Below are 20,519 nucleotides of genomic sequence, written 5' to 3' on the forward strand. Positions count from 1 at the left end.
CTCCGGTGATCCCTCCGGTGGTCAGGTCGGTCTGGCGGTCCGGCGATCGGCGGTCCCGCCAAGGTCTGCGAGGCTTCTCCCGGAGACTGACAGCGACCGAGAGCCCTGGGGCCACCTGCGGACAACCATGGAGACGTCGTTTGGCACCACTCAGCGGCTCGCTGGCGCTTTGGCCGGCGCTGAGGGTGGTTGTGGTCGAGTGGACCATTCCGGGGCCTCCTGCGACGCGTGTAGAGGATCTCCTCAACGCCAGTACTCGACTTTGCCGCCGCCAGCCACCCGCCACCGCGCCTGCCCCACCGTTGCGTCCGCTCCGCCATCAGCCGCCCAGGCCGCCAGGCCCGTCGCCCATCGCCTCGCCCGTCGCCGTCGCATCCACCGGTCGCCATCGCATCGCGGCGCCCACCGCGCGAGGCCCACCGCGCGAGGCGCCCGCCGCCAACCGCGCGAGGCGCACCGCGCGAGGTGCGAGACGCGAGGCCCACCGCGAGGCGCGAGGCGCGAGGCCCACCGCGAGGCGCACTACGCGAGGCGCGAGGCGCTTGTGCCTTCGAACGTGCCGGCCGCTGCGACCGGCCGTCCACATTCGCCCACCACCCCCGCCGACTTCTCCTGCGGCCAGAGCGAGACCCCGGGCTGGCTGGGCGAGCCGAGGATGACGACGGTCCATGGATCATCCCGACCTCGGCATCAGGTCCGTCCTGTGTTTCACGTGAAACGGCGACGACCCTGGGATGCAGAACGGCCGCGCCCCCGGTGGGGTAGCGCGGCCGTAGGCGAACGGGCGGGGTCAGTCCTCCCCGCCCTCCTCCTGTTGCACTCCGATGATCCCGACGATCCGCTCAAGGTCGTCCACCGTCGCGAACTCGATGGTGATCTTGCCCTTGCTCCGGCCGATGTCCACCTTCACGCGGGTGTCGAACCGGTCGGACAGCCGGTCGGCGAGATCGGTCAGGGCCGGCGCGTGTGCCTTGGGTCGCCGCTTCGCGGCCTGACCCTTCGCCGGGCCGTCGTTGAGTGCCAAGGCGACGATCTCCTCGGTCGCCCGAACCGACAGTCCCTCGGCCACGATCCGCAGGGCCAGCTGTTCCTGCGCCTCCGCCTCGTCGAGGCTCAGCAGGGCGCGGGCGTGCCCGGCCGACAGGATGCCGGCGGCAACCCGGCGCTGCACCTGTGCGGGCAGGTTCAGCAGTCGGATCGTGTTGGAGATCTGCGGGCGACTCCGGCCGATCCTGCGGGCCAACTCCTCGTGGGTGGCCCCGAACTCCTCCAGCAGTTGCTGGTAGGCGGCGGCCTCTTCCAGCGGGTTCAGGTTCGCTCGGTGGATGTTCTCGAGTAGGGCGTCGCGGAGCATCGCATCGTCGCGGGTGTCCCGGACGATCGCCGGAATGCTCTCCCGCCCCACCGCCTGGGCGGCCCGCCAGCGCCGCTCGCCCATCACCAGTTCGTACTTCTCGTCGTCGAGCTGCCGCACGACGATGGGCTGGAGGAAGCCGACCTCCTGGATCGAGGTCTTCAGCTCCTCAAGCGCCTCCTCATCGAAGACCTGGCGGGGCTGCTTCGGGTTGGGCATGATCGCGTCGACCGGGATCTCGGCGAATCGAGCACCGGGCACCGGGCTCAGCACGGGCTCCGGCTCGTGGGCAGGCGCTCCGGCCGGCACCGTGTCGACGGCGACGGTGCCCGCGTCGTCCAGGTGCTCGTTCTCCGGTTCGGCCGTCGCGGTGCCAGCGGCAGCCGGCGCCGGCCCGGTCGGGATCAGCGCCCCCAGGCCCCTACCCAGACCGCCCCGAGGACGGTTCTTCATGCCACGCCTCCCAGCAACTCGTCCGCACTACGCATTCCGGCCCACCGGCTCCTTGACGCCCCGCTCGGCGATCTCCTGGGCGGCCTCGAAGTAACTCGTGGCACCCCGCGAACCGGGATCGTAGGTCATCACCGACTGGCCGTAGCTCGGTGCCTCGGAGACCCGGACGTTGCGGGGGATGACCGCCTGGAGAACCTTGTCGCCGAAGTGGTTCCGGACGTCCTGCTCGACGGCGTCGGCCAACCGGGTGCGACGGTCGTACATGGTCAGCAGGATGGTGGAGACGTCGAGCTTCGGGTTGAGGTGCTGGCGTACCAGGTTGATGTTGTTGATCAGCTGGTTGAGCCCTTCCAGCGCGTAGTACTCGCACTGGATCGGGATCAGCACCTCCTGCGCGGCAACCAGAGCGTTGACCGTGAGCAGGCCGAGCGAGGGCGGGCAGTCGATGAAGACGTAGTCGAACTCGCCCGGGTAGGCGGCGATCGCCCGGTCCAGGCGCGACTCCCGGGCCACCACCGACACCAGCTCGATCTCCGCACCGGCCAGGTCGATGGTCGCGGGTACGCACCAGAGGTTGGGGATGCCCTCGACCGCCTGTGCCACCTCGGCCAGCGGCACGCTGTTGATCAGGCAGTCGTACACGTCGGGGATTCCGGTGTGGTGTGGGACGTTGAGCCCGGTCGACGCGTTGCCCTGCGGGTCGAGGTCGACCACGAGCACCCGGTTGCCGTGCAGGGCGAGCGCCACCGCAAGGTTGACGGTGGTGGTGGTCTTACCCACGCCACCCTTCTGGTTGGCGACGCACATGACCCGGGTCCGGTCCGGCCGAGGCATGGTCACCTCGCCACTGGGATTCAGGATCTGCACGGCGCGCATCGCCTCCATAGCCAACGGTGGGTCATCCTCTTCGCGCGTCGGGGTTTCACGTGAAACGTACGTGGGATCGGTCGCCACGGCGGCCAACGACTCGGTCGAAGCGACCGGAGCGTCGACGACCACCGGCGCGGCGTCCCGAACGGCCGCCGCAGTGGGTTGGTGCGGGACTGCTGGCTCGAAGCGAACCGCCGCCGCGGTGTTGCGGCGACCCGAGGTCGACCGCACCTCGGCGGCGTTGAGCGGTCGACTCGACGCCTCCGGCGTCCGACGACCACTCGCCGGCTCCGGAACGGCCGAGCCCTCCGGCTGCCCGGCACCCGACGACGGGTCGAGCGGTGCCGGTGGGTCACTGTCGGTAGGTCGGGTCGATGGCCCGGTCGCGCCGGGCGACCAGCTCGGGTAGTCGGTTTCACGTGAAACGGGATCGCTGGTCGACCCGGTCACGCGTGGATCGTCGTACCTGCCGTCGTCATGCACCTGTCATCCCTGCCCGCTTCGGATGGTCGGTCCGCGCCCCGGTCAACTTGGCCGCATCCACGCCCCGCAACCCGGAGCGTACGGCCCGCGGGAGCGGTCGGAGACCCGCGACGTCCGTCACCCGCTCCACACTATCGACGCGCGGTCAGCCTACGGCGGACGGGCGCGGCCGGTCCACGTCGGGTTCTCATCCCCTCGTCCATCCGTACCGGTACAACGAGGCAACCCACCGGCCGGAAGCCCGATGGCGCGAAGTCTCAACCTCGGCGGGAGCGTCCACCCCGGGCGCGCTTCTTGGCCGACGGCCGGGCCGGGCCGACCATCCGCTCGCGCACGATCTCCACGACAGTGGTGGGCGGATCGATCACCCCGACCCCGCAGAGCTGCACGGCCGGCTCCCCACCGCCGAGTCGCGCCACCACCTCGGCGTGCTCCTCGATCTCGGCGCCGGCGGACGAGCCCTTGAGCGCCAGCAGCCGACCACCGCGAACCGCCAGTGGCAGGCTCCAGCCCGCGAGCCGATCCAGGGGTGCGACCGCGCGCGCGGTCACCACGTCTCCGCTGATCGGCTCCCGGCCGCTCGACCCGCTGGCCGCCTCGTCGGCCCGGCCGCGGAACACCCGTACCGACTTGGCCAGGCCGAGTCGCTCGACGACCTCGATCAGGAACGACGTCCGCCGGGCCAGCGGCTCGATCAGGGTGACAGTGAGGTCGGGGCGGGCGATGGCCAGGACGAGACCCGGCAGACCGGCACCAGAGCCGACGTCGAGCACCGTCGCGCCGGACGGGATCCGCTCCGCGACCGCAGCGCAGTTGAGCAGGTGCCGATCCCAGATGCGGGGTGCCTCCCGGGGACCGATCAGGCCGCGGACCACCCCGTCGGTGGCCAGCAGTTCGGCGTACGCGGCGGCCAGGTCGAGACGGTCACCGAAGAGGGTCAGCGCGGCCGGAGCCAGCTCGGGCGGCAACGCCGCGTCGGCCGGTGACGGGGCAGTGTCCGGCCCGGCCAATTCGGCGTCGGCGTCGGCGGTGGCGGGGCGGACAGCGGACGGCCCGGGCGGCGTGCCGCCCGGGCCGGACACGGCGTCGGCCGTGATGTCGTCGTGGGTCACCCGGTCAGTCCGCCGGCCGTACGACGATGCGCCGGTTCGGCTCCACACCCTCGGACTCGCTCGCCACGCCGGACATGGCGTTGACGACGTCGTGCACGCACTTGCGCTCGAACGCGGACATCGCCTCCAGGCGGACCGGCTCGCCGTACTCCTTGACCTTCTCGACGGCGTTCTTGGCGACCGCGGCGAGTTCCTTACGGCGGTTCGCCCGGTAGCCACCGACGTCGAGCAGCAGACGGCTCGGCGTACCGGTCTGCCGGAAGACGGCAAGGCGGGTCAGTTCCTGGAGCGCCTCCAGGGTGGCCCCGCGCTGACCGACGAGGTTCTGCAGCCGCTCGCCGACCACCTCGACCATCGGACGGCCGGCGGCGACCAGCTCGTCGATGTCGCCGTCGTAGTCGAGGATGTCGAGCAGTCCCTCGACGTAGTCGGCGGCGATCTCGCTCTGCCGGAACAGGTCGCCCTCGCCCACAGCCTTCTTCACCCGGGTGCCAGCGGCGGTGTCGGTGTCGTCGTCCGCCTCGGTGTCATCGGCTTCGGTGTCGTCGCCGTCCACCGCGAGCGTGGCGGTCTCCTCCTCGTCCAGGGACTGCTCGGCGCGGGGGATGCTGGTCTCGGTCACGGTCTCATCTCCGTACTCGCTCGGCCGGACCGTCGGGTCCGACTGGTTTCCCGGGGCCGGCTGGAGGTCGCCGGTGCCCACGGGCACGTCTGTACGGGCAGTGTCGCCCGTGGCCGCGCGGTGCGCGGTCGGTTCCGCCCGGCGCCGGCCGTACGGCGGCTGCGCGGTGCGGAGCGGACCGCCGCCGGATCACCGGCGGCGGCCCTCGCAGGTCAGCCCTGCCGCTTGGCGGGGCGGCTCTTCTTCGGGTTGTTCGCCGGCTTGGCGCCCGGCTTCGGCCCGGCAACCTTGGGCGCGGTCGCCTTGACCGGCGCGGGCGGGGCGGCCTTGCTGCGACCGAACAGACCACCGGACTTGGCGGGCTGCACCGGGTTGCGACTGGCGGCGGGCGCGACGGCCTTCTTGGCGGTCACCGGCGGCGGGAACTTCCGCAGCACCCACTGCTGCTGGCCGAGGGTGAAGAGGTTGTTGGTGACCCAGTAGATGATGACGCCGATCGGGAAGATCGCGCCGGAGATCAGCAGCGACGCGGGGATGCCGTAGAGCATCAGTCGCTGGATCATCCGCTGCTGCGGGTCCTCGGCCCAGCCGGTCTTGAGGATCATCTGACGGCTGGTCAGGTAGGTGGTGGCGATCATGACCAGGACCAGGACACCAGCAATGATCTTCACGGTGGTGCCGTTGGCGCCGAGGCTGGCCAGCTCGTCGGCAGTGGAGCCGAACTTACCGGCGATCGGGGCGGTGAAGAGCTTCGCCTGCGAGGCGCTCTCGAACTGGTCGGCGGTCCAGCCGTACAGGGTCTTGGCATTCTTGTCCGGGTCGAGCCGGCGCAACACGTGGAAGAGGCCCAGGAAGACCGGGATCTGAAGGAACATCGGAAGGCAACCCATAAGCGGGTTGGCCTTCTCCTTCTTGTACAGCTCCATCATTTCTTTCTGGAGCGTCTCCCGGTCACCCTTGTGCTTCTCCTGAAGCTCCTTGACCTTGGGCTGGAGCGCCTGCATCGCCCGCTGCGACTTGATCTGCTTGACGAAGACCGGGAACAGGATCACCCGGACGGTGACCACCAGGAAGATGATGGACAGGATCCAGGCGAAGTTGGTGCCGATCACCGCGCCGACGGGCACCCCGATGGCGTCCCAGGCAGAGTGCCAGGTCAGCAGGATCCACGAAATCGCGTAGTAGATCCAGTCGAGACTCAGACTCAATTCGGGGCTCCAGTCACATCAGCACGACGGCGGCCGCCCGGCTCCGGCACCGGGTCATATCCACCAGGGTGAAAGGGGTGGCAGCGCAACAACCGCCGGGCCGCCAGCACGGCTCCCCGGAGCGCGCCATGCCGAACGACCGCCTCCTGGGCGTACGCACTGCACGACGGGTAGAACCGACAGCGAGCCGGCAGTGCCGGACTTATCCACCGACGGTACGCGATGATGGGCGCGATCAGCACCTTGGCACCTGTTGTCGACGGCCGGGGGCTGCTCTGCTCGGTGCCGCTCATCGGGACCGCCGTTCGCGCGGCGACCGGGCGACCGCGATGGCGGCGTCCAGGTCGGCGGCGAGCCGAGGGTACGACGCCTGCGCCGCGGCGGGGAGCGCCCGGACGACCAGGGTGCTGCCGGCGGGCAGGTCGGTCAGCCGTTCCCGGACCAGCGCCCGCAGTCGGCGCCGGACCCGGTTACGGATCACCGCGTTGCCGACAGCCTTGGACACGACGAAGCCGGCACGGGACGGCACGGACGACTGCTCCGCACTGTTGTCCCGTACCGGCTCCGGCAAGGTCGGTGTGCTGGGGTCGACGGTCACCGGCGTGGTCAGGTGGACCACGACGGCGCCACGTCCGGCGCGTCGGCCACCGCGAACCGCTGCGGCGAAGTCAGTGCTGCGCCGCAGTCGCTGTGCGGCGGCCAGCACGACTGCCCACGTCCCCTGGACCGGCCCGGTCGGCTCAGGCCGACAGGGTGGTGCGACCCTTGGCGCGACGGCTCGACAGGATGGCACGGCCGGCACGGGTGCGCATGCGCAGCCGGAAGCCGTGGGTCTTCGCGCGCCGGCGGTTGTTCGGCTGGTAGGTGCGCTTGCTCACGTCAGGCTCTCCGTTTTCGTACGCGCCCCGCGCGACGGGATCGCCGGGGTCGTGTGGTGGTCCAGGCCACCTCGACGGTGGCCCACGATCGGTGCTGCCCGGCGGAGCGGGACCTCGGCGATGCGGGGATGCGACCGCGGACAGCAAGCACCCATCACCCTAGCAGAGGGCGAGAAAGCAGCCGTTCCAGCCTACGCAGGGGGGCAATGACCGTCAAACACCCCGAGCAGGGGAGAACGGGACGCGCCCGAGGCCGAAGGGCGGTTTTCACTGATGCCGACAAGGGCGCTGCCGCGTCGCCGGTTGATGGCGCAGGGACAACGCTGTTACCGTGCCCGATTGCGGTGAGCGTCGGAAGCTCCGGTCGTCGCGCAGGCAAGACCGGACATGGCAGTGAATCGTTCGGCACGGTGAACCCGCTTCAGCGCCCGATCAGGCAGGGGCAGGTCCCACCCGCGACCGGCGGCGGCCACAATCGGTCGGTACACAGGCTGTGGATAACTTGTGGATGACCACCGGTCGACCGTCCGGGTGGGTGTTGTTCCACCCGCGAACGCGGCGGGCCCGGGACGGCCGGCTGGCAGACAGCGGCGGCCGGGAGCAGAAGCGAGGGGGTGGCACGACGGTGGCCGGTACGACCGACCTTGCCGCAGTGTGGTTAGCGGCGACCGACGAGCTCGCCGACGAGATCATCTCCGCCCAGCAGCGTGCCTATCTCCGACTGACCCGGCTGCGAGCGATCGTCGAGGACACCGCACTGCTCTCCGTTCCGGACGCGTTCACACGCGACGTGATCGAGTCACGGCTGCGCCCGGCGATCACCGAGGCGCTCACCCGCCGGCTGGGCCGACCGATCCAGGTCGCGGTCACCGTTCGGGTGGCCGAGGACGCCACCGGCCGCCCGGCCGGCACCGTCTATCGCAGCGCCCCGGAGACCGGGCAACTCGATATCGACGGTCCCGGCATCGCACCGTTCCACGACGACCAGGGCGCTCGGCCGTCGGCCGACGCGATGATCCCTGAGCAGTCGGCCGCGCCGCGTACCCCTGATCCGGGTCCGCCGCCCGCGCCGGCGGGTCCGCCGCTCGCGCCACCCGTGGAGGGGCATCGCGCGGGGTTGATTCCCGCCAGCAGGGACGGGCAGGAGGCGTTGTTCAGCGCTGCCTTCGCGGAGCCCCTGCGGCCCTCCCGGCCGGGCCCGGACCGGCGCGGCTACGACGAGCAGGCCGCCCGCCTGGATCCGTCCGGCCCCGACACCCGGCCGTACGAGCCCCGCTACCGGGACGACTCGGCATCACCGCGCGACCAGCACGTGATCCGCTCGCTGCCCCGGGACAGCGGAACGGACAGCGGTCCGGGTCGCAGCGCGGTGGACCATCGGACCGGTGGCCGCGACGACCGTCGGTTGCCAGGTGCCGACACCGGCGGCAACCGGCTCAACCCGAAGTACATGTTTGAGACGTTCGTCATCGGCTCGTCCAACCGCTTCGCCCACGCGGCGAGCGTGGCGGTGGCGGAGTCGCCGGCCAAGGCGTACAACCCGCTGTTCATCTACGGGCACTCCGGGTTGGGCAAGACGCACCTGTTGCACGCCATCGGGCACTACGCCACGACGCTCGGCAACGCCCGCTCGGTCCGGTACGTGTCCACCGAGGAATTCACGAACGACTTCATCAACTCGCTCCGGGACGACAAGACCAGCGCGTTCCAGCGGCGCTACCGCGACGTCGACATCCTGTTGATCGACGACATCCAGTTCCTGGAGAACCGCGAGCGCACCCAGGAGGAGTTCTTCCACACCTTCAACACGCTGCACAACGCCAACAAGCAGATCGTGATCACCTCTGACCGGTCGCCGCGCCAGCTCGCGACCCTCGAGGACCGGATGCGAACCCGGTTCGAGTGGGGGCTGCTGGCCGACATCCAGCCGCCGGATCTGGAGACCCGGATCGCGATCCTGCAGAAGAAGGCGGCGCAGGAGCGGATGTACGCCCCGCCGGACGTGTTGGAGTTCATCGCCTCCCGGGTGTCGAACTCGATCCGGGAGTTGGAGGGCGCGCTGATCCGGGTGACAGCGTTCGCCAGCCTGACCCGGTCGACCGTCGAGCTGTCGCTGGCCGAGGAGGTGCTTCGGGACTTCATGCCCGACGGCGCCGGTCCGGAGATCAACGCTGACCAGATCATGGCCTCGACCGCTGACTACTTCGGTGTGAGCCTGGAGGACCTGCGTGGTCAGTCCAGGTCCCGTGTACTGGTAAACGCCCGCCAGGTGGCCATGTACCTGTGTCGGGAGTTGACCGAGCTGTCGCTGCCCCGGATCGGGCAGGCGTTCGGCGGTCGGGACCACACCACAGTGATGCACGCCGACCGCAAGATTCGTCAGCAGATGGCGGAGCGCCGCTCGCTGTACAACCAGATCGCCGAGCTGACCAACCGCATCAAACAGAACAGCTGAGGCGTACGACCGCCCTCGCGGCGGCGCACAGCCGCAGGACACGCCCGACCGGATCTCCGGTCGGGCGTTCTTTTTGGGTCGGTCCGCTGGACTCTCGACATGGTGTAGACCACAGCATTGAGGCCGTGACCGCCTCGATCCCCACTCGTTGTCCACAGCTCGTTGTCCACCGTCGGTGGATAACTACGGTCCGTCCTCCGCCAGTTACCCACAGGCTGTGGAGAAACCCTGTGTACGAGGCTGTGGACGCCTGGGGACGACGGTCAGGTTATCCACCGATCATCATCAACCTGTGTACGAGCTGTTGAAGGTTCTGGGGATGACGGCAATGGTGATCTTCCCCGCGATCCACAGGCTTGGGGAGAAAGTCGGTGGATTACCGGTGGACAACCGGTGGACAACGGTGGACAACCGGCCGTCGTCGGCGGGCTGTGGACACGCGAGCGGGTTGTACCCCCGGTTCTCCACAGCTAAATCACCGGTGGATAACCTGTCTGACCTGCGCAGACCCCGGTTTTCCACAGTTTGCACAGGTGCGATGAAGACGATGAGTTATCTCTTCTAAGAGAACAAAAACCAATCATCACCGTTGGGCTTTCTGTGGATCGGGCCGAACGCTGTCGGATCAGCCGGTCAGCATCGACACGATCCATGGGGTCGGGCGCACAGCCGATGTCCCCGCGCCCTAAGGTGCGATGGGTACCCGCACGGTCGGGCGGGACGGTAGGCAGCGGTCGGCATGAGAGAGTTGTCGCTGACGTCGACGCGGAGGCATTGATGAAGTTCCGAGTGGAGCGCGACGCGCTCGCCGAGGCTGTGGCGTGGACCGCGAAGAGCCTGCCCAACCGGCCATCCGTACCGGTGCTCGCCGGGGTGATGCTCCGCGTCACCGACGGCAACCTGCGGGTCTCCGGGTTCGACTACGAGGTCTCCAGCCAGGTGACAGTCGAGGTGCAGGGCGACGCCGACGGCGCCGCGCTCGTCTCCGGCCGCCTGCTCGCCGAGATCACCAAGGCGCTGCCGGCCAAGCCCGTCGACATCGCCGCGGTCGGCGCGCACCTCGAGCTGGTCTGCGGCAGCGCCCGGTTCACCCTGCCCACCATGCCGGTGGAGGACTACCCCGCGCTGCCCGAGATGCCGCAGAGCGCCGGCACCGTCGACGCCGCGGCGTTCGCCACAGCTGTGGCCCAGGTGGCCATCGCCGCCGGTCGCGACGAGACGTTGCCGATGATGACCGGTGTCCGCGTGGAGCTGTCGGGCGACACCCTGTCGATGCTCGCCACCGACCGTTACCGGTTGGCGCTGCGCGAGATCCAGTGGCGGCCGGACGACCCCGAGGTGAGCATCAACGCCCTGGTGCCCGCCCGCACCCTGAACGACACCGCCAAGGCCCTCGGCCCGCTGGGCGGCGAGGTCACCCTCGCCCTCGCCCAGGGCGCTGCGGGCGAGGGCATGGTCGGCCTCGCCGGCGGCACCCGACGTACCACCAGCCGGCTGCTCGACGGCGCCAACTACCCGCCGGTGCGGTCGCTCTTCCCGGCCACGCACAACGCTGCGGCCCGGGTGCCGGTCAGCACGCTGATCGAGGTGGTCAAGCGGGTCGCGCTGGTCGCCGAACGGACCACCCCGGTGCTGCTCAGCTTCAGCGCCGACGGTCTCGTGGTCGAGGCCGGCGGTTCCGAGGAGGCACGGGCCAGCGAGGCGATGGAGGCCACCTTCACCGGTGAAGCACTGACCATCGGCTTCAACCCGCAGTACCTCATCGACGGTCTGGCAAACCTGGGCGCTCAGACGGCCGTGCTCTCGTTCGTCGACGCCTTCAAGCCCGCGGTGATCTCTCCCGCTGGTGAGGATGGCGAGGTCATTCCGGGGTACCGGTACCTCATCATGCCGATCCGCGTCTCGCGCTGATCGCGCCCAGCAACACCCAGATCCACGGAGGTAGAAACACATGCAGCTCGGCCTGGTAGGACTCGGCCGTATGGGCGGCAACATGCGGGAGCGGTTGCGTTCGGCCGGGCACGAGGTGGTCGGCTTCGACCACAACGCGCAGATCAGCGACGTCACGACCATCGCGGGCCTGGCAGAGAAGCTTGAGTCGCCGCGCGCGGTCTGGGTCATGGTGCCCGCCGGTGTCACCGACGCCACGATCGACGAGCTCGCCGAGGTGCTCGGCGAGGGCGACATCATCATCGACGGCGGCAACTCGCGTTTCAGCGACGACGCGCCCCGCGCGGAGCGACTCAACCAGCGGGGCATCGGCTACATGGACGTCGGGGTCTCCGGCGGCGTCTGGGGCCGGCAGAACGGCTACGGGCTGATGGTCGGCGGCGCCCAGGAGCACGTGGACCGCCTGATGCCGATCTTCAACGCGCTCAAGCCGGAGGGTGAGTTCGGCTTCGTGCACGCCGGCCCCGTCGGTGCAGGGCACTACTCGAAGATGGTGCACAACGGCATCGAGTACGGCCTGATGCACGCCTACGCCGAGGGCTACGAGCTGATGGCAGCCTCGGAGCTGGTGACAAACGTGCCGGGCGTCATCAAGTCCTGGCGGGAGGGCACCGTCGTCCGTTCCTGGCTGCTCGACCTGCTCGACCGGGCGCTCGACGAGGACCCGGAGCTGGCCGATCTGAGCGGCTACACGGAGGACACCGGCGAGGGACGGTGGACCGTCGACGAGGCGGTCCGGCTGGCGGTGCCGCTGAACGTCATCACCGCTTCGTTGTTCGCCCGGTTCGCCTCGCGGCAGGACGACTCGCCCGCCATGAAGGCCGTCTCCGCGCTGCGTCAGCAGTTCGGTGGCCACGCCGTCCACAAGCGCTGAGCGGTATCCACAACCTGTGTACGTTCACCGGCTGGAACTTGTCGACTTCCGCTCGTACGAGCGGGTCGCCGTCGACCTCCAGCCGGGAGCGAACGTCCTGATCGGCGCCAACGGCGTCGGCAAGACAAACCTCGTCGAGGCGCTGGGCTACGTGGCGACCCTGGACTCGCACCGGGTCGCCACCGACGCGCCTCTGGTCCGGATGGGCGCCACGTCCGCTGTCATCCGCTGCGCGGTGGTGCACGACGGCCGCGAACTCCTTGTCGAGCTGGAGATCGTGCCCGGCAAGGCCAACCGGGCCCGACTGGGCCGCTCACCGGCACGGCGGGCCCGAGACGTGCTCGGGGCGCTCCGGCTGGTGCTCTTCGCCCCGGAAGATCTTGAGCTGGTCCGGGGCGATCCGGCCGAGCGCCGCCGCTACCTGGACGACCTGCTGGTCAACCGGCAGCCCCGGTTCGCGGGCGTGCGGGCCGACTACGAGCGGGTCGTCAAACAGCGCAACGCCCTGCTGCGCACCGCGTACCTGGCCCGCAAGACCGGTGGCTCCAGGGGTGGCGACCTCGGCACCCTCGCGGTGTGGGACACCCACCTGGCCCAGCACGGTGCGGAGCTGCTCGCCGGCCGTCTGGAGCTGGTGGCAGCGCTCACCCCGCACGTTGCCAAGGCGTACGACGCGGTGGCCGCCGGTCGGGGTGCGGCGGGCATCACCTACCGGCCCTCGATCGAGCTGGCCGAGCCGACCACCGATCGGGCCGCGCTGGCCGAGGCGTTGACGGCGGCCCTGGCCGCGTCCCGCTCCGCCGAGATCGAGCGGGGCACCACACTGGTCGGCCCACACCGCGACGAGTTGGCGCTGAGCCTCGGTCCACTGCCCGCCAAGGGGTACGCCAGCCACGGCGAGTCGTGGTCGTTCGCCCTCGCGTTGCGGCTGGCCGGGTACGACCTGTTGCGCGCCGACGGCATCGAGCCGGTGCTGGTGCTCGACGACGTCTTCGCGGAGTTGGACACCGGCCGCCGGGAGCGGTTGGCGGAGTTGGTCGGCGGGGCGAGTCAGCTGCTGGTCACCTGCGCGGTGGACGACGACGTGCCGGCCGCCCTGCGCGGCACCCGCTACCAGGTCGGCGAAGGGACGGTACGCCGTGTCGGATAAGCCAGGCACCGATCGGCCAGCGGCGGGCGATGCCCCGGCTGCGCGTACTCCTAAGTCGGAGTCGGCGGGCGGTGAGCCGGCGGCGGCCGCCAGCGGGCCGGAGCTGGCCCGGGCGGTGCTCGACGCCGCGCTGTCCCGACGGCAGGCGGCGGCCCGCGCCCGGCGTGCTCCCGGCAGCGGCGACGCTGCCGGCGGCTCGGGGCGGCGGTTGCGCGGTTACTCGGGCCCCGGCCCCGATCCGCGCGATCCGCAGCCGCTCAGCGCCGTGCTGAACCGGCTGGTGAAGGCGCGCGGCTGGCAGCAGCCGGCGGCCGAGGCCACCGTGTTCGGCGCCTGGGAGCGGGTCGTCGGCGCGGAGGTCGCGCAGAACAGCCGCCCGGTGAAGTTGGAGAACGGCGAGCTGACGGTGGAGGCGCGCTCGACCGCCTGGGCCACCCAGTTGCGACTGCTCGCGGGCTCGCTGCTCAAGCAGATCGCCAGCGAGGTCGGGCACAACGTGGTCCGCAAGTTGCACATCCACGGCCCGGCCGCGCCCTCCTGGGGGAAGGGCCCGCGCCGGGTGCGCGGCCGGGGTCCGCGCGACACGTACGGCTGAGCCGGCCGTTCAGCCGCGCCGGTCGGCCTCGCGGGCTGCCCGCTTGCGTTCCCGCTGTTCCCTGGTGAAGCGCTTGCGCTCGGCCAGGTCACGTTTCCACGCCTCGCGGGCCTCGGCCGAGCCGCCCTGCACCGCGCCCTGCACGCCCTCGGCTGGGCCGGCGAGGTGCCGGAAGGCCCAGCGCATCAGTCGACCGCCCTCGCCCGGGGCCCTGGTGATCGCGCCGTCCTCGCTCATCTGCCGCCCTCTTCCCCGCGTCGCCTCGCCGGTTCTCGCCCGTCGCCCGAGCAGACCTTTGGGGCACCAATGGTTGGTGTACCAATGATCGGTACGATAGTCACCGTGCGGAGAGAGGGCAACCGATGAGCGAACGACCGGACGGCGTCGACCCGCTGGCCCTGGAACAGCAGGTCTGCTTCGCCCTCTCGGTCGCCGCGCGCAGCGTGGTGGCCGTCTACCGGCCACTGCTGGAGCCGATGGGGCTCACCCACCCGCAGTACCTGGTGATGTTGGCGCTCTGGCAGCACGCGCCGTTGTCCGGTCGCGATCTCAGTCGCCTGCTCCAGCTCGACCCGGGCACGCTGTCACCCCTGCTCAAGCGGCTGGAGGCGGCCGGCTACCTGCGCCGGGAACGCGATCCGAGCGACGAGCGCAGCCTCGCCGTCACCCTCACCGCCAGCGGTGCCGCGCTGCGGAGTCAGGCCGAGCTGATCCCGGCCGCGATCGTGCAGCGACTCGGGCTGCCCGTCGAGGACCTGCAACACCTGCACGCGGTGCTCACGCAGCTGATCTCGGCCGCCAACCGACCGGCCCCCTCGGAGACTGACGCGGCGCCTCAGGCGTCGGCGTAGACGGCGAACCCGCGCTCGGCGCAGCGCCTGTAGAACGCGGCCAGCACGCCCAGCTCGGCGCAGGTGAAGTTCCACTGCGGCGGGTCACCGCGCTCGTCGCGCAGCGCGTCGAGCCGGCTCTCCAGCCAGCGCAGTTGCTGCTCGGCCAACCGACCGTCGCCGAGCAGGGAGCGCAGCACGATGCTCACCGACTCGAAGGTGACCGCCTCGCCGGTCGCGCGGTGCGCGGCCACGAACCGTTCGATGCCGCTCGCGATCCAGGAGCAGCCGTCCGGGTCGATCACCGGGTCCTCGTCCTCGGCTGCGGCGTCTGTGGCGTACAACACACCTTCGAGGCCGAGAAGCAGATCCACCAGCTCGGTGTACGCGGTCGCCCGGATGGTGCCGGTCTTCGCGATCAACTCGGCCAGCGCCGCGGTCGGCGCGGAGATGCGCGGCAGGTCGACGATCTCGCCGAAGTCGACGAACTCGGCCGGCGCGACCGGGTCGTAGAAGCGGCCGGTCCGCGGCCAGTGCACCGCGACGTTGTCCAGCCCCATCTGTCACCTCTTAAAGAGCACGTGTCGGGTCGATCGGGTCGATCGTCCCGGTTCCAACCGGTAAAGATCAAGGCTGGTTCCGGGGCGCCGCAAACGTACGGCACTGACGCTTCGGCCGCGACCCCCGACCCGCCCGACAGCGGGTCAACCCGTTCCGGGGCGGCGCGTGCGATGAGGGCCTGGCGTGTGGGGGGAGTCGTGGGCGGCGTGGTTCTGCCGGCTATGGACTTCTCAGCCGCCTCGCTGAGGGTGCCGAGTGGTGGTTCTGTCCCCCACGCACAGTAGGATTGACAGCGAGACGAAGACCCGGTGCGGGAGTGGGACGGGGCCGGTGGCCCCAGATTCATTCTCCACGTCGGGTCGAGCCGATCGCGATCCGCGGGCAACCGCGGCGACCGGCGCGTTCGACCCGCTGTCCGGAGTTCTCCGGTGCCGGTCCGCGCGCCGACGTCGCGTCCTGTCCGCCGAACCCGCGCCCGACGCGCCCTACCGGCGCGGCTGACGCGAGAAAGTGGCCGAGGGTGGCAGCGCAGGACAAGCAGGAGTACGGCGCAGAGTCGATCACCGTTCTCGAGGGGCTGGAGGCGGTTCGCAAGCGGCCCGGTATGTACATCGGGTCCACCGGCGAGCGCGGTCTGCACCACCTCGTCTGGGAGGTCGTCGACAACGCGGTCGACGAGGCGCTGGCCGGATACTGCGACACCATCGACGTGGTGCTGCTCGCCGACGGCGGCGTCCGGGTCACCGACAACGGCCGTGGTTTCCCCGTCGACCTCCACCCGAAGCTCAAGAAGCCCGGTGTCGAGGTCGCGTTGACCATCCTGCACGCGGGTGGCAAGTTCGACGGCAAGGCGTACGCGGTCTCCGGCGGTCTGCACGGCGTCGGTGTCTCAGTGGTGAACGCGCTCTCCACCAAGATGTTCGTCGAGATCCACAAGTCCGGCAACGTGTGGCGGCAGCACTACACCAACTCCAAGCCGAGCCCGCTGGAGAAGGGCGAGACCACCGACCGCACCGGCTCGGCGGTCTCCTTCTGGCCCGACCCCGACGTCTTCGAGACCGTCGACTTCGACTTCCAGACCATCTACCGGCGCCTGCAGGAGATGGCCTTCCTCAACCGCGCCCTGCGCATCCACCTGCTCGACGAGCGGGTGGCCGAGGAGGAGGACGGCCGGCAGCGCGAGGTCACCTTCTACTACGAGGGCGGCATCGCGGACTTCGTCCGGCACCTCAACGCCTCGAAGAGCCCGATCCACAAGACAGTGGTCGAGTTCGAGGCCGAAGAGGAGGGCATGTCCCTCGAGATCGCCATGCAGTGGAACGAGTCGTACGGCGAGTCGGTCTACACCTTCGCCAACACGATCAACACCCACGAGGGCGGCACCCACGAGGAGGGCTTCCGGTCCGCGCTGACCAGCGTTGTGAACCGGTACGGCACCGACAAGAAGCTCCTCAAGGGCGACGAGAAGCTCTCCGGCGAGGACATCCGCGAAGGGCTCGCGGCGATCATCTCGGTCAAGCTGGCCAATCCGCAGTTCGAGGGCCAGACCAAGACCAAGCTGGGCAACACCCCGGTGAAGAGCTTCGTGCAGCGGGTCTGCAACGACCGGCTGGTCGACTGGTTCGACCGCAACCCGGCCGAGGCCAAGATGATCATCACGAAGGCGTCCCAGGCGGCCCGCGCCCGGATTGCCGCGCAGCAGGCGCGCAAGCTGGCCCGGCGCAAGTCGCTGCTGGAGTCTGGCTCGATGCCGGGCAAGCTGGCCGACTGCCAGTCGACCGACCCCCGCGAGTCCGAGGTGTTCATCGTCGAGGGTGACTCGGCCGGCGGCTCGGCCAAGCAGGGTCGCGACCCGCGGACCCAGGCGATCCTGCCGATCCGCGGCAAGATCCTCAACGTGGAGAAGGCCCGGATCGACCGGGTGCTGAAGAACAACGAGGTCCAGGCGCTGATCACCGCGCTGGGCACCGGCATCCACGACGACTTCGACATGGAGAAGCTGCGGTACCACAAGGTGGTGCTGATGGCCGACGCGGACGTCGACGGCCAGCACATCCAGACGCTGCTGCTCACCCTGCTGTTCCGCTTCATGCGTCCGCTTGTCGAGATGGGCAACGTCTACCTGGCCGCCCCGCCGCTCTACAAGATCAAGTGGAACAAGAAGGGCGACGACGCCCAGTACGCGTACTCCGACCGCGAGCGGGACGGTCTGATCGCGCTGCGGCAGCAGAAGAAGCCGAACGCCAAGCCGGACGACATTCAGCGCTTCAAGGGCCTCGGCGAGATGAACTATCCCGAGCTGTGGGAAACCACAATGAACCCGGCGACGCGTACCCTGCGTCAGGTCACTCTCGACGACGCGGCGACCGCCGACGAGTTGTTCAGTGTGCTGATGGGTGAGGACGTCGAGGCGCGCCGGTCGTTCATTCAGCGCAACGCCAAGGACGTGCGGTTCCTGGACATCTGACGGACTGCTGCGGATCGGCCGGGCGGTGCCCGGCCGATCCGGCGGTCCACAGAGTTATCCACAGCTTGGCCGGTATCCACAGCCGTTATCCACAGCACGAAAACGACTCTGAGTCTGATAAGGGTATACAGTGACCGATTCTCCCGAGTCCACACCGAACGAGCCCGAGGTTCCCGCCGAGGCCATCGCCGCGGTGGTCGCGCACGACCGGATCGAACCGGTCGGGCTCGAGGTGGAGATGCAGCGCTCCTACCTCGACTACGCGATGAGCGTCATCGTCGGTCGCGCGCTGCCGGACGTCCGGGACGGCCTCAAGCCGGTCCACCGCAAGATCCTCTACGCGATGTTCGACTCCGGCTACCGTCCGGACCGCGGCTACGTGAAGTGCTCCCGCGTCGTCGGTGACGTGATGGGTCAGTTCCACCCGCACGGCGACTCGGCGATCTACGACGCGCTGGTCCGGATGGCGCAGTCCTGGTCGCTGCGCTACCCGCTGGTCGACGGCAACGGCAACTTCGGCTCGCCGGGTAACGACCCGGCCGCCGCCATGCGATACACCGAGTGCAAGCTCGACCCCCTCGCCATGGAGATGCTGCGGGACATCGACGAGGACACCGTCGACCTGCAGGACAACTACGACGGCCGGGCCAAGGAGCCCACCATCCTGCCGTCGCGGATCCCCAACCTTCTGGTGAACGGCTCCGAGGGCATCGCGGTCGGCATGGCCACCAAGATTCCGCCGCACAACCTGCGGGAGATCGGCGCGGCGGTGCAGTGGTGCCTGGAGCACCCGGAGGAGGACGAGGAAACCACCCTCGAAGCCCTGCTCGGCATCGTCAAGGGCCCTGACTTCCCGACCCACGGCCTGATCGTCGGCACCACAGCGATCCAGGACGCGTACCGCACCGGTCGCGGCTCGATCCGGATGCGCGCCGTGGTGGAGGTCGAGGAGGACAAGCGGGGCCGCCCCTGCCTGGTCGTCAGCGAGCTGCCCTACCAGGTCAACCCGGACAACCTCGCCGAGCGGATCGCCGAGCTGATCAAGGAGGGCAAGCTCGCCGGGATCGCCGACATCCGCGACGAGTCCTCCGGTCGTACCGGCATGCGGATCGTCCTGGTGCTCAAGCGCGACGCGGTCGCGAAGGTCGTGCTGAACAACCTCTACAAGCACACCCAGCTCCAGGAGACCTTCGGCGCTAACATGCTGGCCCTGGTCGACGGGGTGCCGCGCACGCTCAACCTGGCCCAGTTCCTGCGCTACTACGTCGAGCACCAGATCGACGTGATCCGCCGGCGGACCGCGTACCGGCTGCGCAAGGCCGAGGAGCGGGCACACATCCTGCGCGGCCTGGGCAAGGCGCTGGACGCGCTGGACGAGGTGATCGCCCTGATCCGGCGCTCTCCGACGGTGGACGACGCCCGGCAGGGCCTGATCCGGCTGCTGGAGATCGACGAGATCCAGGCGACCGCGATCCTGGACATGCAGCTGCGCCGGCTCGCCGCCCTGGAGCGGCAGCGGATCATCGACGACCTGGCGAAGCTCGAGATCGAGATCGCCGACCTCAAGGACATCCTCGCCAAGCCCGAGCGGCAGCGGAAGATCGTCTCGGAGGAGCTGGGCGAGATCGTCACCAAGTGGGGCGACGACCGGCGGACGCAGATCATCCCGTTCGACGGCGAGGTCTCGATGGAGGACCTCATCGCCCGCGAGGACGTGGTCGTCACGATCACCCGCACCGGGTACGCCAAGCGGACCAAGGTCGATCTGTACCGCTCGCAGCGGCGCGGCGGTAAGGGCGTCAGTGGCGCCACGCTGCGGCAGGACGACATCGTCAGCCACTTCTTCGTCTGCTCAACCCACGACTGGATCTTGTTCTTGACGAACAAGGGCCGCGTCTACCGGGCCAAGGCGTACGAGTTGCCGGAGGCCAGTAGGGTAGCCAAGGGCCAACACGTGGCCAATCTGCTCGCCTTCCTACCCGACGAGCAGATCGCGCAGATCATTGAGATCCCGAACTACCAGGTAGCCCCCTATCTGGTACTGGCCACGAAGAACGGCCTGGTGAAGAAGACGCGGCTCGAGGAGTTCGACTCCAACCGTTCCGGCGGCATCATCGCGATCAACCTGCGCGATGAGGACGAGCTGGTCGGTGCTGCGCTGGTTGCGCCGGAGAACGACCTGCTGCTGGTCTCGAAGAAGGCGCAGGCGATCCGGTTCAACGCCTCGGACGAGGCGTTGCGGCCGATGGGCCGGGCCACGTCGGGCGTGATCGGCATGCGCTTCACGGACGACGACGTCCTGCTCGCCATGGAAGTCGTGCGGGATGGTTTGGACGTTCTGGTGGCCACGAACGGGGGATACGCGAAGCGAACCCCGATCGAGGAATACCCGGTGCAGGGCCGGGGAGGTAAGGGCGTGTTGACTGCAAAGATCACCGAACGGCGCGGTGGTCTGGTTGGCGCGGTGGTGATCGATCCGGACGACGAGCTGTTCGCGATCACCAGCAACGGTGGTGTCATTCGGACTCCGGTGAAGCCTGTACGGCGTACGCGTGACCGGAACACAATGGGGGTCAAGCTGATGGACCTCCCGGACGGCGTGACTATCGTGGCGATTGCTCGCAATGCCGACGAGCCTGACGAACAGGACTAGTTGA

Annotated in this window: 19 protein-coding genes; 9 read left to right on the top strand and 10 right to left on the bottom strand. The window is 69.5% G+C overall.

Annotation, left to right across the window (positions count from 1 at the left end; all coding sequences use genetic code 11):
* Nucleotides 1-790: 790 nt before the first annotated feature.
* Together OHB44_RS00930 and OHB44_RS00935 are read right to left on the bottom strand one after the other, a co-directional pair.
* A complete protein-coding gene (locus OHB44_RS00930; RefSeq protein ID WP_266304105.1) occupies nt 791-1,807 on the bottom strand; it encodes a ParB/RepB/Spo0J family partition protein in 1,017 nt (338 codons plus the stop codon).
* Nucleotides 1,808-1,834: 27 nt separating this feature from the next.
* Complete coding sequence (locus OHB44_RS00935; protein ID WP_442932677.1) at nt 1,835-2,806, bottom strand: ParA family protein; 972 nt, start codon at nt 2,804-2,806, stop codon at nt 1,835-1,837.
* Between OHB44_RS00935 and OHB44_RS33405 the strand changes: the two genes are divergently transcribed.
* The gene (locus OHB44_RS33405) at nt 2,745-3,086 is read left to right on the top strand and encodes a hypothetical protein (protein WP_442932720.1); all 342 of its coding nucleotides are present in this window, start codon (nt 2,745-2,747) and stop codon (nt 3,084-3,086) included. The genes OHB44_RS00935 and OHB44_RS33405 overlap by 62 nt on opposite strands.
* Nucleotides 3,087-3,417: 331 nt before the next feature.
* Here OHB44_RS33405 and rsmG read toward each other — a convergent pair whose 3' ends face one another.
* From rsmG to rpmH, 6 genes are all read right to left on the bottom strand, one after another.
* Nucleotides 3,418-4,272, bottom strand: a complete 855-nt coding sequence (rsmG, locus tag OHB44_RS00940) for a 16S rRNA (guanine(527)-N(7))-methyltransferase RsmG (protein ID WP_330439384.1) — start codon at nt 4,270-4,272, stop codon at nt 3,418-3,420.
* A gap of 4 nt (nt 4,273-4,276) precedes the next feature.
* Nucleotides 4,277-4,894, bottom strand: coding sequence for a Jag family protein (locus tag OHB44_RS00945; RefSeq protein WP_091397533.1), 618 nt, complete (start codon nt 4,892-4,894; stop codon nt 4,277-4,279).
* 212 nt (nt 4,895-5,106) lie between these two features.
* The gene (yidC, locus tag OHB44_RS00950; RefSeq protein ID WP_266305245.1) at nt 5,107-6,096 is read right to left on the bottom strand and encodes a membrane protein insertase YidC; all 990 of its coding nucleotides are present in this window, start codon (nt 6,094-6,096) and stop codon (nt 5,107-5,109) included.
* Between the two features lie 2 nt (nt 6,097-6,098).
* Nucleotides 6,099-6,395, bottom strand: coding sequence for a membrane protein insertion efficiency factor YidD (gene yidD, locus OHB44_RS00955; protein WP_091396555.1), 297 nt, complete (start codon nt 6,393-6,395; stop codon nt 6,099-6,101).
* Nucleotides 6,392-6,808 carry a ribonuclease P protein component gene (gene rnpA, locus OHB44_RS00960; RefSeq protein ID WP_330439386.1) on the bottom strand — a complete coding sequence of 139 codons (417 nt, stop codon included), beginning with the start codon at nt 6,806-6,808 and terminating at the stop codon, nt 6,392-6,394. The genes yidD and rnpA overlap by 4 nt, the downstream gene beginning before the upstream one ends.
* Nucleotides 6,809-6,842: 34 nt before the next feature.
* The gene (rpmH, locus tag OHB44_RS00965) at nt 6,843-6,980 is read right to left on the bottom strand and encodes a 50S ribosomal protein L34 (protein ID WP_007453904.1); all 138 of its coding nucleotides are present in this window, start codon (nt 6,978-6,980) and stop codon (nt 6,843-6,845) included.
* A gap of 508 nt (nt 6,981-7,488) precedes the next feature.
* Between rpmH and dnaA the strand changes: the two genes are divergently transcribed.
* The 5 genes from dnaA (at nt 7,489) to OHB44_RS00990 (ending at nt 14,004) form a co-directional block, all read left to right on the top strand.
* Complete coding sequence (gene dnaA / locus OHB44_RS00970; protein ID WP_274531851.1) at nt 7,489-9,435, top strand: chromosomal replication initiator protein DnaA; 1,947 nt, start codon at nt 7,489-7,491, stop codon at nt 9,433-9,435.
* A 777-nt stretch (nt 9,436-10,212) separates the two neighbouring features.
* Nucleotides 10,213-11,346, top strand: a complete 1,134-nt coding sequence (gene dnaN, locus OHB44_RS00975) for a DNA polymerase III subunit beta (protein ID WP_238687636.1) — start codon at nt 10,213-10,215, stop codon at nt 11,344-11,346.
* 40 nt (nt 11,347-11,386) lie between these two features.
* Nucleotides 11,387-12,259: a phosphogluconate dehydrogenase (NAD(+)-dependent, decarboxylating) gene (gene gnd / locus OHB44_RS00980; RefSeq protein ID WP_091396544.1), complete on the top strand. Its 873-nt coding sequence runs from the start codon at nt 11,387-11,389 to the stop codon at nt 12,257-12,259.
* A 16-nt stretch (nt 12,260-12,275) separates the two neighbouring features.
* Complete coding sequence (gene recF / locus OHB44_RS00985) at nt 12,276-13,409, top strand: DNA replication/repair protein RecF (RefSeq protein WP_238687637.1); 1,134 nt, start codon at nt 12,276-12,278, stop codon at nt 13,407-13,409.
* On the top strand, nt 13,399-14,004 hold the full coding sequence (locus OHB44_RS00990) for a DUF721 domain-containing protein (protein WP_330439387.1): 606 nt from the start codon (nt 13,399-13,401) through the stop codon (nt 14,002-14,004). The genes recF and OHB44_RS00990 overlap by 11 nt, the downstream gene beginning before the upstream one ends.
* Before the next feature lie 9 nt (nt 14,005-14,013).
* On the opposite strand, the gene OHB44_RS00995 is transcribed toward OHB44_RS00990, so the two are convergent.
* The gene (locus OHB44_RS00995; protein ID WP_091396532.1) at nt 14,014-14,241 is read right to left on the bottom strand and encodes a hypothetical protein; all 228 of its coding nucleotides are present in this window, start codon (nt 14,239-14,241) and stop codon (nt 14,014-14,016) included.
* Between the two features lie 125 nt (nt 14,242-14,366).
* Here OHB44_RS00995 and OHB44_RS01000 point away from each other — a divergent pair, with 125 nt between their 5' ends.
* Entirely contained in the window at nt 14,367-14,855 is a 489-nt protein-coding gene (locus OHB44_RS01000; RefSeq protein WP_238687639.1) for a MarR family winged helix-turn-helix transcriptional regulator, read from the top strand.
* Here OHB44_RS01000 and OHB44_RS01005 read toward each other — a convergent pair.
* Nucleotides 14,840-15,394, bottom strand: coding sequence for a hypothetical protein (locus OHB44_RS01005; RefSeq protein ID WP_210782112.1), 555 nt, complete (start codon nt 15,392-15,394; stop codon nt 14,840-14,842). The two genes, OHB44_RS01000 and OHB44_RS01005, sit on opposite strands and share 16 nt — an antisense overlap.
* A gap of 521 nt (nt 15,395-15,915) precedes the next feature.
* Here OHB44_RS01005 and gyrB point away from each other — a divergent pair.
* On the top strand, nt 15,916-17,862 hold the full coding sequence (gene gyrB, locus OHB44_RS01010; RefSeq protein WP_266304100.1) for a DNA topoisomerase (ATP-hydrolyzing) subunit B: 1,947 nt from the start codon (nt 15,916-15,918) through the stop codon (nt 17,860-17,862).
* A 130-nt stretch (nt 17,863-17,992) separates the two neighbouring features.
* Entirely contained in the window at nt 17,993-20,515 is a 2,523-nt protein-coding gene (gyrA, locus tag OHB44_RS01015; RefSeq protein ID WP_238687641.1) for a DNA gyrase subunit A, read from the top strand.
* Nucleotides 20,516-20,519 lie beyond the last annotated feature (4 nt).

Source organism: Micromonospora sp. NBC_00821 (genome assembly GCF_036347035.1).
Classification (GTDB): Bacteria; Actinomycetota; Actinomycetes; order Mycobacteriales; family Micromonosporaceae; genus Micromonospora; species Micromonospora hortensis.

Excerpts from the sequence above, each read along its gene's own strand:
- OHB44_RS00930 (WP_266304105.1), bottom strand. The coding sequence starts at position 1,807 with ATGAAGAACCGTCCTCGGGGCGGTCTGGGTAGGGGCCTGGGGGCGCTG.
- yidD (WP_091396555.1), bottom strand. The coding sequence starts at position 6,395 with ATGAGCGGCACCGAGCAGAGCAGCCCCCGGCCGTCGACAACAGGTGCC.
- dnaA (WP_274531851.1), top strand. The coding sequence starts at position 7,489 with ATGACCACCGGTCGACCGTCCGGGTGGGTGTTGTTCCACCCGCGAACG.
- dnaN (WP_238687636.1), top strand. The coding sequence starts at position 10,213 with ATGAAGTTCCGAGTGGAGCGCGACGCGCTCGCCGAGGCTGTGGCGTGG.
- gnd (WP_091396544.1), top strand. The coding sequence starts at position 11,387 with ATGCAGCTCGGCCTGGTAGGACTCGGCCGTATGGGCGGCAACATGCGG.
- OHB44_RS00995 (WP_091396532.1), bottom strand. The coding sequence starts at position 14,241 with ATGAGCGAGGACGGCGCGATCACCAGGGCCCCGGGCGAGGGCGGTCGA.
- OHB44_RS01000 (WP_238687639.1), top strand. The coding sequence starts at position 14,367 with ATGAGCGAACGACCGGACGGCGTCGACCCGCTGGCCCTGGAACAGCAG.
- OHB44_RS01005 (WP_210782112.1), bottom strand. The coding sequence starts at position 15,394 with ATGGGGCTGGACAACGTCGCGGTGCACTGGCCGCGGACCGGCCGCTTC.